The sequence below is a fragment of the Acinetobacter lwoffii genome (assembly GCF_022967985.1).
Taxonomy (GTDB): domain Bacteria; phylum Pseudomonadota; class Gammaproteobacteria; order Pseudomonadales; family Moraxellaceae; genus Acinetobacter.
In genome coordinates this window covers 45377-60098 of sequence record NZ_JALJVC010000005.1, presented here as the reverse complement: position 1 = coordinate 60098, position 14722 = coordinate 45377, and the positions used below count along the sequence as shown (strand labels likewise).

General features: G+C 42.9%; 14 protein-coding genes. 4 read left to right on the top strand and 10 right to left on the bottom strand.

What is annotated here, in order from left to right; all coding sequences use genetic code 11:
* Window positions 1-9: 9 nt before the first annotated feature.
* From MWG72_RS04680 to MWG72_RS04670, 3 genes are all read right to left on the bottom strand, one after another.
* On the bottom strand, window positions 10-912 hold the full coding sequence (locus MWG72_RS04680) for a helix-turn-helix transcriptional regulator (RefSeq protein ID WP_071850596.1): 903 nt from the start codon (window positions 910-912) through the stop codon (window positions 10-12).
* A 153-nt stretch (window positions 913-1065) separates the two neighbouring features.
* Entirely contained in the window at window positions 1066-1269 is a 204-nt protein-coding gene (locus tag MWG72_RS04675) for a hypothetical protein (protein WP_004646307.1), read from the bottom strand.
* 215 nt (window positions 1270-1484) lie between these two features.
* A complete protein-coding gene (locus tag MWG72_RS04670) occupies window positions 1485-2477 on the bottom strand; it encodes an NAD(P)H-quinone oxidoreductase (protein ID WP_247143326.1) in 993 nt (330 codons plus the stop codon).
* A 130-nt stretch (window positions 2478-2607) separates the two neighbouring features.
* Between MWG72_RS04670 and MWG72_RS04665 the strand changes: the two genes are divergently transcribed.
* The gene (locus MWG72_RS04665; RefSeq protein ID WP_247143325.1) at window positions 2608-2952 is read left to right on the top strand and encodes a thioredoxin family protein; all 345 of its coding nucleotides are present in this window, start codon (window positions 2608-2610) and stop codon (window positions 2950-2952) included.
* A 69-nt stretch (window positions 2953-3021) separates the two neighbouring features.
* Here MWG72_RS04665 and MWG72_RS04660 read toward each other — a convergent pair whose 3' ends face one another.
* The 3 genes from MWG72_RS04660 to cysD all read right to left on the bottom strand — a co-directional run bounded on the left by MWG72_RS04660 (window position 3022) and on the right by cysD (window position 6111).
* Window positions 3022-3294 carry a hypothetical protein gene (locus MWG72_RS04660; protein ID WP_004279462.1) on the bottom strand — a complete coding sequence of 91 codons (273 nt, stop codon included), beginning with the start codon at window positions 3292-3294 and terminating at the stop codon, window positions 3022-3024.
* 145 nt (window positions 3295-3439) lie between these two features.
* Entirely contained in the window at window positions 3440-5056 is a 1617-nt protein-coding gene (gene cysN, locus MWG72_RS04655; RefSeq protein ID WP_004279461.1) for a sulfate adenylyltransferase subunit CysN, read from the bottom strand.
* Window positions 5057-5196: 140 nt separating this feature from the next.
* Window positions 5197-6111: a sulfate adenylyltransferase subunit CysD gene (cysD, locus tag MWG72_RS04650; RefSeq protein WP_004730252.1), complete on the bottom strand. Its 915-nt coding sequence runs from the start codon at window positions 6109-6111 to the stop codon at window positions 5197-5199.
* Between the two features lie 323 nt (window positions 6112-6434).
* On the opposite strand from cysD, the gene MWG72_RS04645 reads away from it, so the two are divergent.
* The 3 genes from MWG72_RS04645 to MWG72_RS04635 all read left to right on the top strand — a co-directional run bounded on the left by MWG72_RS04645 (window position 6435) and on the right by MWG72_RS04635 (window position 9670).
* Complete coding sequence (locus tag MWG72_RS04645) at window positions 6435-6977, top strand: hypothetical protein (RefSeq protein ID WP_071850591.1); 543 nt, start codon at window positions 6435-6437, stop codon at window positions 6975-6977.
* A 313-nt stretch (window positions 6978-7290) separates the two neighbouring features.
* Window positions 7291-7926 carry a YqiJ family protein gene (locus MWG72_RS04640; RefSeq protein WP_180037696.1) on the top strand — a complete coding sequence of 212 codons (636 nt, stop codon included), beginning with the start codon at window positions 7291-7293 and terminating at the stop codon, window positions 7924-7926.
* Window positions 7927-7963: 37 nt separating this feature from the next.
* A complete protein-coding gene (locus MWG72_RS04635) occupies window positions 7964-9670 on the top strand; it encodes a flotillin family protein (RefSeq protein WP_247143324.1) in 1707 nt (568 codons plus the stop codon).
* Window positions 9671-9735: 65 nt separating this feature from the next.
* Here the strand turns inward: MWG72_RS04635 and sucD are convergent, their stop codons facing one another.
* From sucD to odhB, 4 genes are all read right to left on the bottom strand, one after another.
* Window positions 9736-10626: a succinate--CoA ligase subunit alpha gene (sucD, locus tag MWG72_RS04630; RefSeq protein ID WP_004646291.1), complete on the bottom strand. Its 891-nt coding sequence runs from the start codon at window positions 10624-10626 to the stop codon at window positions 9736-9738.
* 12 nt (window positions 10627-10638) lie between these two features.
* Window positions 10639-11805 carry an ADP-forming succinate--CoA ligase subunit beta gene (sucC, locus tag MWG72_RS04625; protein ID WP_153567074.1) on the bottom strand — a complete coding sequence of 389 codons (1167 nt, stop codon included), beginning with the start codon at window positions 11803-11805 and terminating at the stop codon, window positions 10639-10641.
* Between the two features lie 170 nt (window positions 11806-11975).
* A complete protein-coding gene (gene lpdA, locus MWG72_RS04620; RefSeq protein WP_004279436.1) occupies window positions 11976-13406 on the bottom strand; it encodes a dihydrolipoyl dehydrogenase in 1431 nt (476 codons plus the stop codon).
* Window positions 13407-13505: 99 nt separating this feature from the next.
* Window positions 13506-14720: a 2-oxoglutarate dehydrogenase complex dihydrolipoyllysine-residue succinyltransferase gene (odhB, locus tag MWG72_RS04615; protein WP_004279435.1), complete on the bottom strand. Its 1215-nt coding sequence runs from the start codon at window positions 14718-14720 to the stop codon at window positions 13506-13508.
* Window positions 14721-14722 lie beyond the last annotated feature (2 nt).

The following is a 14722-nucleotide window of genomic DNA, read 5'->3' as shown; positions in this document are numbered from 1 at the left end:
TTCTCAATATCATCCAGCAGAACGTAAATATCCTTGCAAATCCTGTTCCAGTTTCTGCTGAAAATGAATCGGCTCAATAATTTTCACATAGGGCAACCAGTAACGCACCAAAGGCAACAACTGCATTTCGTGACGAATCTGGCAACTGATCACTAACTCTCCAGTCTCGGCTTCCTGCTCGATCTGCTGTTCTGGAAATAAACGGCGCTCTTTAAAAAAGACCGTGACTTCAGGTTGTACCCTGATTAAGACTTGCTGCTTTTGCTGCCCAAACCAGATGCTGTCTTCATCTGCCAGCATTTTCAGTATTTCAGGATCATGCGCAAAGCTCTCCGCCTTAGAAACCAGCTTGAGCTGTTGCACCTGACTTAAGCGATAAGTGCGCAACTTGTCCTGATCTACGCCCACCAGATACCAGATACCATGATGGTGAATCAAGCGATAAGGCTTAATGATTCGCAATTGATCTGAATATTGCAACTCAACCTGCTGACGTTTATAGATTGCGCTTGCAAGCAACTTGAAATGTTCGGCAAACTGTTTGGCATCTTCAAAATAATAGCCTTTTGCCGAAAATACCTGATTTGCCCGCTCATCCAGCAGTTCACGCATAAAAGACATATCCAACGCCGGATACAACTCACTGATCCCCGAAAGCTGGGCAAAAGTCTGGATATCCTGCAATTTAAACCGCCCTAAATAAGAGGGTTCCAGATAATATCGTTTCTGTTCATCTTGAAGTAAGGGTAAGTAAGAGCCTAGACGATCAAAATCACGCTCAATGGTGCGGGTGCTGACCTGAAATTCTGCAGCTAGCTCTGCAGCCCGGAGTTGATATCCGACGTTTAATTTGGTCAAAATTCTGGCTAAACGCTCTGCAAGACGCTCATGTGTTGAAGCTGGGCGCTTCATAAATCCCCACTTAATACATTCTCATGTACTTATTTATCGCTAGATGTTGAATGATTATACTGAATGCCGATCAATGAATAATATTAGGACAAAGTCTAAGATATTTTTTTGCATCAGATCTTGACCCTTTATTCACCCTAAAAATACAAGATCTTATTTGGATTTTCTGGATGCTTTCTTGCTTGAATGACGATTTTGTATTGTTAATCTTTCTATATAACGCTCCAGATGCAGCATCGCCCGATACATTTTATGTAACTCTACCCAGCTGATGGTTCCGCGAATAATCATTTTATGAATACGTCGTAATGCTCTTAAACTATGTTTTGAACTATATGCTGTTGAAATAATTTTCATCTTATTTTCCCTCTCACATTCATGTGAATGTTTAACCATTTGGTCGGAATTATCTATACATGCAATTTACGTGTCATAATTGACAGGTTGTGTCGAACAGTTAACATTTTTTAATTTTTATTCAAGATTTTATATATTTATTTGTAATAATATTTTACTTAAAATTAAAAAAAGCCAGTAAAATTACTGGCTTTTTTTGAATCACTTATCTCGTATTAAATAATTTCAACTACAACTTTACCCACATGCTCTCCAGTATCCATTGTGGCATGGGCATCCTGAATCTGATCGAACTTAAACGTTTTATAGATCATCGGGAGACATTCGCCTTTTGCCCACAATGGTGCAATCTGCTCTTTCAGGCCTTGTGCAATTTCCGCTTTTTCAGCCGTGCTGCGTGCACGCATGGTCGAACCGGTAATGGTCAGACGTTTCATCATGATCTGACCCAGTTTGACTTCTTTGGCCTTGGCACCACCCAAGAAAGCGATATAGACCAGACGTCCATCACGGCGCAACAAATTCAAATTACGCTCTAAATATGGTGCACCGACCATATCTAAAATGACATCAACACCACCATTGTCAGTGGCTTCATTAATAACTTGCTCAAAGTCCTGAGTTTTATAATTAATAGCCGTGGTTAAATCAGAAATAGCCGCAACTTTTTCATCTGAACCGACAGTTGCAAAGGTTTTGATGCCAAGTGATTTACACAACATTAAAGCAGTCGTACCAATCCCGCTCGTTCCACCATGTACCAGTACAGTTTCCCCTGCTTTAGCCTTACCCATCTGGAACACGTTCGCCCATACAGTAAAGAAAGTTTCAGGAATGGCCGCTGCCTGTACAAAACTTACGCCTTCAGGAATATTCAAGGTCTGGCTTTCAGGTATGACGCAATATTCAGCATAACCGCCACCATTGGTCAAACCACAGACTTGATCACCAACTTTAAACTGACTTACATCACTACCAATCGCAACCACCTCACCTGCCACTTCCAGGCCAGGAACTGGCGTTACCCCTTTCGGCATCGGATATAAGCCTTGACGCTGCAGGATATCTGGACGGTTAATACCAAAGGCATGAACTTTTACCAGAACTTCGTCTGCCTTGGCTTCTGGTATAGCGACCGTTTCAAAGCTAAGTTTATCGACACCACCTGGTTCTGTAATAATGACTTGCTGCATGGTTTGTTGCGACATGATTTCTTTCCCTAATCTATGCATTTCATATATCTTGGACTTATTTGAACATAGTTAGCATGAGGAATGAAGCTACATCGGACTTATGTATAATCGGGGGACTATTCAGGAAATTGATAATAGGCCAACCATGACCCAAGTGATCGAATATAACGAAAACAATTACAGTAATTTTGAGTGGTTTGAAGGTTTTGCCGTGATTCGCTTTTATGCAGACTGGTGCAAGCCCTGTGTTCAGAATTTTCCGATCTTTGCCGAACTGGCGACATACTATGCTGAGGTAAATCCTGAAGTTAAATTTGGCAAGATCAATGTGGATCAGTCTCCGATTTTAACCTTGCGCTATAATGCCTATGGTTTGCCTTCTACGCTTATTTTTAGAAATGGAGAAATTATTAAAAGGATTGCAGGCGTGAAAAGTTTAACTGAAATGAAAGCAATTCTGGCCTTAGTCCTCAATGATTCTTATGAATAATTACCCATGTGAAGCCAAATCTAACAAAAATATTTCTTTTAGCTCACTATCTAAATATGGAGCCTTTAATTAACTACGCCCTTTATATTCCTTTACCATTCGATCACTCACATCTTCCGGATAACACAGCGGCGCATATCCGCCTGCACGATTATAAGCACTACGCTTACCACAACGACTACCATTACTTGCAGTATTGTAAGGACACGGACAATTTCCCGGATAATTCTCAATCGACTGCTGGATTATTTTTTGCTTGATTGCTTCAACGCTTTGGCTGCTCTGTTTGGCTTCAGCTCCAAAAGCCACACACAAGCCAGCCAGCAATATTAATTTTTTCATATATTCCCCAAATCTAGGGAGTATTGTATTAATTGACTAGTAAATTGAAAGATCACATTTTGACTAATCGAATGATTTTCATGCAATCAAAATTTAGGCAATAAAAAACCCGCTTTTCAGCGGGTTTCTTCAAATCAGTCCAGTCTTAAAGACGAACCAATTCCACAATCTTCTCAGCAAGTTCTTCAACTGTATCTACGGTTAAAGTCGTGTCTGTACCTTCAGCAGCATCGGTAATCACAACCACACCAGTTTCACGAACCAGTGCAACCTGCTCCGCATTCAAACCTGCTTTAGCAATAGCAACGATCCCTTGCTGAATCAGCAAGCTTTCTAGCGCCTGAGCATTTTCCAAAGCTTTACCAGATACAGTCACCGCAGCAGGTTTTTGACCCAAACGTGCCGCACGTGCTTCTGCAGTGACAGGCTCATCGTGTGCAGACCATTCAACTGATTCTTCCACCATACCAGCACCAATCGTCACGTTATTCAAACGATCGATGAAGATAAACGAACCGGTGAAACGGCTGTCTTGATAACGGTCAAAGACCACTGGTGCATCAAATTCAACAGTCACATTGGCGATTGCATTTAGCTCAAGTTTATCCACCTGAACTTTTTCCAATGTGTTAACGTTGGTACGGTAATGAATTGCCGTTACTTTTGCCGGAACGGTTTGCGTACCAATCTTGATGTTGTACAGCTTACCCAGTACAAGTGGTTGATCTGCCATCCACACAACAGTCGCTTGAACTGAACGGGAAATATTTGGAACAGCTTGATCCGCACGAATTAACACGTTACCACGTGAAATATCAATTTCATCGTTAAGCGTTAAAGTCACTGCCTGACCTGCAACTGCATGCTCAAGATTGCCATCAAAAGTGACAATTTCTTTGACAGTCGATGATTTACCAGAAGGTAATGCTGTTACGGTATCGCCAACATTGATATCGCCAAGTGCGATCGTACCGCAGAAACCACGGAAGTCGAGGTTTGGACGGTTCACGTATTGCACAGGGAAACGGAAATCCTGCTTCGCTGAACTACGGTTAATTTCCACCGATTCAAGTGTACCCATCAGCGTTTCACCAGTGTACCATGGCGTATTGGCTGACTTGTTCACCACGTTATCGCCATTCAATGCAGAAATAGGCGTAAAGATGATATTGCTTGGTTTACGATCGCCCAATTGTGCAACGAATGCCGCATATTCAGCCTGGATTTCATTGAAACGTGTTTCAGAGAATTCCACCAAGTCCATCTTGTTGATCGCAACAATGATGTTCTTGATCCCGAGCAAACTCGCAATAAAGGTATGACGACGTGTCTGGGTTTGCACGCCATAACGTGCATCAATCAAAATGATTGCAAGGTCACACGTCGATGCACCTGTCGCCATGTTACGAGTGTACTGTTCGTGTCCCGGCGTGTCCGCGATAATGAACTTACGTTTTTCAGTCGAGAAATAACGATATGCCACATCAATGGTAATGCCTTGCTCACGCTCTGCTTGCAAACCATCGACCAGAAGCGCCAAGTCAGGTGCATCACCTGTCGTACCGACTTTTTTCGAGTCACGGGTCACAGCCTGTAATTGATCTTCATAAATCAATTTTGAATCGTATAGCAGACGACCGATTAACGTCGATTTACCATCGTCCACGTTACCGCAAGTCAGGAAACGCAACAGGTCTTTATTTTCATGTTGTTTCAGATAGCCCAAGATATCTTGGCTGATTAAATCAGATTGATGAGACATCGCTCAAAGCTCCACATATTCTTTAGAAATCGGTTAAATCTAAATCCACCTAAGTCCTCCTTTGATAAAGGAGGACTTTCCTCCATTTACTTTTAGGAGCTTCCCCCTCTTTCTCAAAGAGGGGCCAGGGGGAGATTAAATTAGAAGTAGCCTTCCTGCTTCTTCTTCTCCATCGAGCCTGCTTCATCATGGTCAATCATACGACCTTGACGCTCAGAACTGGTTGCCAGCAACATTTCCTGAATAATTTCCGGCAAGGTATTGGCTGTAGATTCCACAGCACCTGTTAATGGATAACAACCCAACGTACGGAAACGTACCGATTTCATTTGTGGAACTTCACCTTCTTTTAAAGGCATACGTTCATCATCAACCATAATAAGTGTGCCACTACGTTCAACCACAGGACGTTCTGCAGCCAAATAAAGTGGTACTAATGGAATACTTTCCAAATAGATGTATTGCCAGATATCCAGCTCAGTCCAGTTAGATAATGGGAATACACGAATACTTTCGCCCTTGTTCACTTTACCGTTGTAAAGATTCCAAAGTTCTGGACGCTGGTTTTTCGGATCCCAACGATGTTTCGAATCACGGAATGAATAAACACGTTCCTTGGCACGTGATTTTTCTTCATCACGGCGCGCGCCACCAAAAGCAGCATCAAAACCGTATTTATCCAGGGCCTGTTTTAAGCCCTGAGTTTTCATGATGTCGGTATATTTAGAACTACCGTGGTCGAACGGGTTAATACCTGCCTCAACCCCTTCTTTATTCTGATGCACGATCAAATCGAAACCATGGGTTTTCGCCATGTTGTCCCGGAAAGTGATCATGTCTTTAAACTTCCAGCCTGTATCGACATGTAATAATGGAAATGGAAGTTTTGCTGGGTAGAACGCTTTTAGCGCAAGATGCAGCATGACCGCTGAATCTTTACCAATCGAATACAGCATGACCGGATTTTCAAACTCGGCAGCAACTTCGCGGATGATATGAATACTCTCAGCTTCAAGCTGTTTGAGATGAGTAAGTCTTTCCTCATTTAACGACATGGACAACACCAGCTTAGAAAAACGTGTACTTATGACACTTTTGAAAATTTATATTCATTATAGTGATTTACTTATCCTATCCATTGCTTGTTTTATGATATTGATATATCAAAAGCTCATATAAAAATTCATCAATAATGAATATCAGTTTTTATGAATCAATAATTTGCCCAATTCAAGCGAGGATATTGTGTGGTATAGCTATATATTACCCTGTCGCTAAGCCAATAAAATCCTAGGAAAATAATCTAAAGTAGTGGTTCTCAAATAGTTAAAAAATTACTAGAGTAAGACTCAATTCTCCCTATTGATATACTTCGTTTATGCCCTATAGCGCTTTTGATCTTGCCACTGTAAAAACCCGTCTGGAACAGGCCCAGCTTGCTAGTTATATTTATCAGCACCAGCAAAATATTTTGGTCTTGCAAGAACCTTTCAGTGATGATGGCAAGCCTTTAAATATCTATCTGCAACACGAGCTGACCGCGGATCAAATCGGATTACAGTTTGGTCTACGTTTGCAAGAAGGTCATTGGGAATTTCTAATCGGCGTTACTTATAGCAACCAGAACGCAGCTTACGAAATCGGTGCTGGCAACCTCAAAGGTGATCAAAAAGCCTTTAACTTATTATATGCCTTTTATAATTATCCTAAAGCGTTCTATCTGGTGGCATTACCTTTGACAACCAACAGTCAGATTTTGGAGCAAACCTTGCAACAGCAGCTCTTCAAGCAGCCTAATCTCGACTTCCTGAATACTGCAGTCAAGGTCAATCCTATGGGCGAACAGGTCAAATGGATGCAACACTATATTCTGCAACAGACTTTAGATATGAAAGTCCGGATTCAGACTGCCCTGCTTTAGACTTGAATAGAAAAATTTAGAGATACTCAGGTCGATGTATCTCTATATCTTTCTCAGGCAAGCATACACAGAATGCCATGCTATTCAGAATTCCTATTGCCGCTATGACATCACTTGCTCAAACATCCATTTAACTTATAGTTTATTATTAATTTTAATAGTTTAATAATTATTAAATAATCAATATATTCAATCCTTGTTTATAAGGTTTTTTGTTATTTTTTTGCATACAAAATCAACAATTACTGTTATCGTTATATCAATAAAAACTTTCAGATACTTTTCCTAAAAACATAATTATAGAGATAAAAAAATGTGGGAACTGTTTACGCATCCATCCAATATCGTATTTAGTATTAGCCTGAGCCTAATGCTGATGTTTGCAGCACTAGAATGTATTCTATTGCTGCTTGGCGGCGGCTCTCAGCATATCTTTGAACAGTTTTTACCTGAAGATCCCCTGCAACCGGAAATAAGTCCGGATCAATCTCCGGGTGTTTTCAGCAAAGTATTTGACTGGTTATATCTGGGACGTCTGCCTTTATTTATCTGGCTGATTATTTTTCTGACCAGTTATGGTTTGAGCGGTTTATTGATTCAGGGCATATTTGAACGCCTGACCAGCCAACTTTTCAGTGTCTGGCTGATTTCTCCGGCCTGCCTGTTTCTGTGTATGCCTGTGGTGCGCTTTCTTGCCATGGCCGCCAGCAAACTCCTGCCCCAAGACGAAACCTCTGCGATTCATAGCGATGAACTCATCGGACGTACCGCGACCATTATTCTGGGAGATGCCAAAGTGAATTCTCCCGCACAAGCCAAAGTCCGGGATCAACATGGCCAGACTCATTATGTTCTGGTTGAACCAGAAAACAATCAAATTCTAAATCAAGGTCAGAATGTAGTTCTAACCCACAAAACCAAGAACGGCTTTCAAGCCATTGCACTTTAATTTTATTTAGCTAGCACTCAATTGAGACTTTATAACAATGTTAACATTTGATTTATATAATATTTTAATTATTTCGGGAATTATTTTTGTAGCACTGGTGACCTTCGGTCTCATCATTGCACGTTTATACCGTCGTTCAAGCAAGGAAATTTCCTTTGTACGTACCGGTTGGGGTGGAGAAAAAGTGATTTTAGGTGGAGGCGCAATCGTGCTCCCTGTCTTGCATGAAATCATTCCAGTAAATATGAATACCCTACGTCTTGAAGTCCGCCGTGCTGATGATCAGGCACTGATTACCCGTGACCGTATGCGAGTCGATGTCATGGCCGAATTCTATGTCCGAGTCAAACCTACCGCAGATTCAATTGCCACCGCAGCACAAACCCTTGGTCAAAAAACCATGTCACCGAATGAACTAAAAAATCTGGTGGAAGGTAAGTTCGTTGATTCACTGCGCGCAGTGGCTGCAGAAATGGCCATGGAAGAACTGCATGAAAAACGCGTCGATTTCGTACAAAAAGTACAGCAAGTCGTTTCGGAAGATTTACATAAAAATGGTCTGGAGCTTGAAACGGTTTCCCTAACCGGACTGGATCAGACCGGATTTAAATACTTCAACCCGCAAAATGCATTTGATGCTGAAGGTCTGACCAAGCTCACTGAAACCATTGAAGATCGTCGCCGCAAGCGTAACCACATTGAACAGGATACCGATCTGGCGATCAAAACCAAAAATCTGGAAGCTGAACAGGCGCGCCTGCAAATTATTCGTGAAGAAGAATATGCCAAGCTGCAACAAGAACGTGAAATTGCCATTCGCCGTGCTGAACAGCTGGCTGAAATTGCCGCTCAGGAAGCCGGCAAAAAACGTGAAGCAGAAGAAGCACAAATTGCCGCTGAACGAGAAGTTGAACTCAAGCGTATTCTGGCCGCCCGTGATGTTGAAAATGAAAATATTCAAAAGGCTCAGCTGATTCAAAAGGCTCAGGTCGAGCAAAAGAAAACTATTGAACTGGCTGAACAGGATCGCGCCATTGCCATTGCGGAAAAATCACGTGCTGAATCTGAAGCCAAAGCCCAAGCCGATCAGGCGCGTGCACAAGCGGTAAAAGCGGAAGAAGAAGTCATCACCGTACGTCAAATCCAGCAGGCAGAGCGTCAAAAAGCAGTTGAACTGGTCGCAGCCAAAGAACATGCTGAAAAAGATGCAATTGCAATTACAGTTGCCGCTGAAGCTGGCAAACAGGCGGCAGCAGATGATGCAGAAGCAGTGCGGATTGCGGCTGAGGCTGACGCAGAAAAAGTCCGCCTGAAGGCCAAGGGCGAAGCGGATGCAAAAATCCTACTGGCTCAAGCGATGGAAAAACAGTATCAGGTCGATGCTGAAGGTACCCGTGCGGTCAATGAAGCCAATAACGTCCTGTCACCTGAACAGGTTGAAATGCAGATTCGTTTAGCTATGCTGAAATACTTGCCTGAAATTATCCGGGAAAGTGTCAAGCCAATGGAGAATATTGATGATATCAAGATTCTCCAGGTGAATGGCCTACATGGCGGTCATGCCGGTGCCTGTCAGGCAGATGCCCATCATGAGAATGGTAATGTTGCTCTATCAGATCAGGTGGTGAATAGCGCCCTACGTTATCGTAGCCAAGCACCGCTTATTGACAGTCTGATGAGTGAGCTTGGTATTCAAGGTGGTGATATCAACGGCATGACTCAGAGCCTTAAAGCCAAAACTTAAAAATAGACTGAGATATAAAAAAGCTCCCATCTGGGAGCTTTTTTATTAAAGGTCTAATGTGAATATCAAACTAAACCTTTATCTTTTAATACTTGCAGCATGGTTGAACCAAGTTCGGCTGGACTACGTGTATACGCCATACCCGCACGCTCAAAGGCAGCAAACTTTTCTTCTGCTGTGCCCTTACCACCTGAAATAATCGCACCTGCGTGACCCATACGTTTGCCTTTAGGTGCAGTCACACCCGCAATATAACCAACAACTGGCTTAGTCACATTCGATTGAATATATTCCGCAGCTTCTTCTTCCGCAGTACCGCCAATCTCACCAATCATAATGATAGCTTCAGTTTGTGGATCTTCCTGGAACAGTTTCAAGCAGTCAATCTGGTTCATGCCCGGAATCGGGTCACCACCAATACCGATACAGGTCGACTGACCTAAACCGAGTTTTGTAGTTTGCGCCACAGCCTCATAAGTCAGTGTGCCTGAACGTGAAATAATCCCGATTTTACCGGGCTGATGAATATGTCCCGGCATGATCCCGATTTTACATTCACCCGGCGTAATAATACCCGGACAGTTTGGTCCGATGAGACGTGTGCCATTACCATTGGTTTCCAGATAACGCTTGGCTTTGAGCATGTCGATGGTCGGTACACCTTCAGTAATTACCACAATTAACTCAATGCCAGAATCAACCGCTTCAACAATAGAGTCCAGTACAAAGGGTGCCGGAACATAAATCACTGAAGCATCTGCACCTGTTTCTTTCACTGCTTCACGCATGGTATTAAATACAGGCAATTCTAAATGGGTTTGACCACCTTTACCCGGGGTTACACCACCCACGACTTTAGTGCCGTAGGCTAAAGCCTGTTCAGAATGGAATGTACCGTTTTTGCCTGTAAAGCCCTGTACCAATACTTTAGTGTCTTTATTAACTAATACGCTCATGTTAGATACTCCTTAAGCTTTTACAGCAGCAACGATTTTTTCTGCAGCATCAGCAAGACCATGTGCAGAAATCAATTTTAAACCTGATTCATCCAGTAATTTTGCGCCCAGTTCCGCATTATTGCCTTCGAGGCGAACAACTACGGGAACGGTCACATTTACTTCCTGAACCGCTGCAATAATTGCTTCAGCAATCATGTCACAACGTACAATTCCACCAAAAATATTGATTAATACACCTTGAACAGAATTATCTGCCAAGATAATTTTAAAGGCTTCAATCACGCGCTCTTTGGTTGCACCACCACCAACATCCAGGAAGTTGGCTGGTTGACCGCCATAAAGCTTGATAATATCCATGGTTGCCATGGCAAGACCGGCACCATTGACCATACAACCAATGTTACCCTCTAAAGCCACATAGTTCAGATCAAACTCAGACGCTTTTAACTCACGTTCATTTTCCTGAGACTTATCACGCAGTGCAGCGACTTCAGGTAAACGATATAGTGCATTCGAATCAATTCCGATTTTGGCATCGACACAGAGAATGTCGCCATTTTCACGCACAGACAACGGATTGATTTCAAAAAGTGCAAAATCATTGTCTACAAATGCCTGATAAGCAGCCGTCATGACTTTAACAAACTGATTGATTTGTCCATCTTTGAGTTTAAGTGCAAAAGCAACTTCACGCGCCTGAAATGGCACTAGACCAACTAAAGGATCAACTTCAACTTTAATGATTTTTTCAGGAGTTTCTTCGGCCACTTTCTCAATTTCAACACCACCCTCAGTCGATGCCATAAAAGTGATGCGGCGAGTCGAGCGATCCACTACAGCGCCCAAGTACAGCTCGCGCTCAACCGGATAAACATCCTCAGAGACCAAAATGCTATTGACCGGCTGACCATTGGCATCAGTCTGGTAAGTCACCAAGCGTGAACCAATAATCTGGTTGGCATATTCAGCAGCCTCGGCAGCCGATTTTACCACTTTTACCCCACCAGCCTTACCCCGGCCACCCGCATGCACCTGTGCTTTCAATACTGCGAACTTTCCGCCAAGCTGCTCGAAAGCATGCACCGTTTCATCGGCATTGGTGGCAAGTATTCCTTCCTGTACAGGCATACCATATTTTTTTAATAGCGCTTTTGCTTGATACTCATGTAAATTCATTGAATAACCTTTTATTACTTCTTTGCCTTGTTATAACCCACTAGCACCCAGACGTCCGTCAAAGCAGTACCAGCATTTCTTAAAATCGTTATCTTTATTTTTAGATGATTGTTCCAATAAAAACAACCATGAAATGTAAAAAGAGCGACCTAAGTCGCTCTTTTTTCGAATTACTTACGCTTACGTTGGATCGCGTGAATCGCACGCCCATCAACTGCAAGTGCAGCTTCATGTACCACTTCAGAGAATGTCGGGTGACCGAAAGTCATCAACTGAAGATCTTCAACTGAAGATACAAACTCAAGCGCGATCATACCTTGGTGAACGATATCAGACGCAGCAGGTCCAATCACGTGCATACCGAGTAAACGATCCGTTTTTGCATCAGCAACAAACTTCACGAAACCGGCACCTTCACCTGCAGCTAAAGCACGACCGTTCACGGCAAAACCGAATTGACCCGTTTTAACTTCGTGACCTTTTTCAGTCGCTTGCTGTTCTGTTAAACCTACCCACGCCGCTTCCGGATGTGTGTAAATTACAGAAATAATGGTGTCATAGTTCACTTGTGCAGCATGACCGTGAATACGCTCAACCGCCATTACGCCTTCTTCCATTGCTTTATGCGCAAGCATTGGACCACGTACCAAGTCACCAATTGCGTATACGCCTTCAACTGAAGTTGCACACCAATCGTTGACTTCAACCAAACCGCGTTCAGTCAATTTAATGCCTGAATCATCAGCCAATAAACCTTCAGCATATGCGCGACGACCGACACAAACGATCAATTTATCGAAAGTTTCAGTTTTGTCTTCACCAGCTTGGTTATATTTAACCGTTACTTCACGACCATTGATTTCAGTACCTGCAACTTTTGCACCGATACGGATATCCATACCTTGCTTAGTCAACAGTTTTTGGAAGTCTTTTGCCAATGCTTTATCAGCCATTGGTAAGAATGCATCCATTGCTTCAAATACAACAACTTCAGCACCAAGACGACGCCATACAGAACCAAGCTCAAGACCGATCACGCCCGCACCAATTACACCTAAACGCTTAGGTACTTCTGGGAATTCAAGCGCGCCAGTAGAATCAACAATTAAGTCTTGATCTACAGGAGCCACTGGAATATTTACTGGTACAGAACCCGTCGCAAGAATAACATATTTAGGCTCTAAAACTTGAGTTTCACCTTCGTGAGAAACAAATTCTACTTTTTTACCTGCAAGCAGTTTACCCGTACCTTTTAACCACTCGATGCCATTACCTTTAAGTAACTGATCGATACCGCCAGTCAATTGATCTACAACTTTGTCTTTACGAGCCAGCATTTTAGAAAGATCGAATTTAACTTCACCAGTCGTAATACCATGGTCATCTAGATGTTGAACTGTATCTTCATAACGATGTGAAGAATCAAGTAAAGCTTTAGACGGGATACAACCGACGTTTAAGCAAGTACCACCTAAAGATGGTTTACCTTTATGAATACGTTTTTCGATACACGCAACTTTAAAACCAAGTTGAGCTGCACGAATTGCTGCTTCGTAGCCGCCCGGGCCACCACCAATTACGACTAAATCGAATTGAGACATGTTTATCTCCAACTAATCCCCCTTATTAATCCCCCTTTTCCAAAGGGGGATCTTCCCCTCTTTTTAAAGAGGGGTTAGGGGAGATTTTTAATGAATAAATTACAGATCAAGGATCAGACGCGCTGGCTCTTCTAACAATTCTTTGATTGTTACAAGGAAACCGACTGCTTCTTTACCATCGATTAAACGGTGGTCATAAGACAGTGCAAGGTACATCATTGGCAAGATTTCTACTTGACCATTCACCGCCATCGGACGTTCCTGGATTTTATGCATACCCAGAATCGCAGTTTGTGGCGTATTTAGAATTGGTGTAGAAAGCAATGAACCAAAAGTACCACCATTAGTAATAGTGAATGTACCGCCAGTCATGTCTTCGATGCCCAGCTTACCGTCACGTGCCTTGCCAGCATATGCACGGATGCCATTTTCAACTTCAGCATAGTTCATGCGGTCTGTATCACGAAGTACAGGAACCACTAGACCACGTTCAGATGAAACTGCAACACCGATGTCATAGTAACCGTGATACACGATGTCATCACCATCAATTGAAGCATTTACCGCTGGATAGCGTTTAAGCGCTTCAGTTGCTGCTTTAACGAAGAATGACATGAAGCCAAGACGCGCACCATGACGCTTCTCGAATGCATCTTTGTATTGAGCACGCATTTCCATGATTGGTTTCATGTTCACTTCGTTGAACGTAGTCAACATTGCAGTTTCTTGAGTTGCTGCAAGTAAACGTTCAGCAACACGCTTACGAAGACGAGTCATAGGAACACGTTTTTCGATACGCTCGCCCACTGCAACGCTTAATGGTTGCGCTGCAGGTGCTGCCGGTTTCGCCTGATGATTTGCCACATCTTCTTTCGTGATGCGACCGCCACGGCCTGTACCTGCAACATCAGCAGCTGCAACACCAGATTCAGTCAATGCTTTACGCACTGCTGGAGCCTGGTCCTGTACTTGTTGACGTTCAACGATCGGTGCATTACCCGCTTCAGTTTGCGCAGCAGCTTGTTCAACTTTTTCTTCAGACTGAACTGCTTGAGTTTGCGTAGCGCCAGAAACAGCACCTTCTTCAAACTGTGCAATGACTTCAGCTGAAAGAACAGTATCACCTTCACCTTTAATGATAGATGCAAGTGTACCGTCTGCAGGAGCAACAACTTCTAAAACAACTTTATCAGTCTCAATATCGCAGATCACTTCATCACGTGACACTGCTTCACCTGGTTGTTTGTGCCAAGTTGCGATCGTACCGTCCGCAACTGACTCTGGGAATACCGGTGCTTTAATTTCGGTTGCCATTA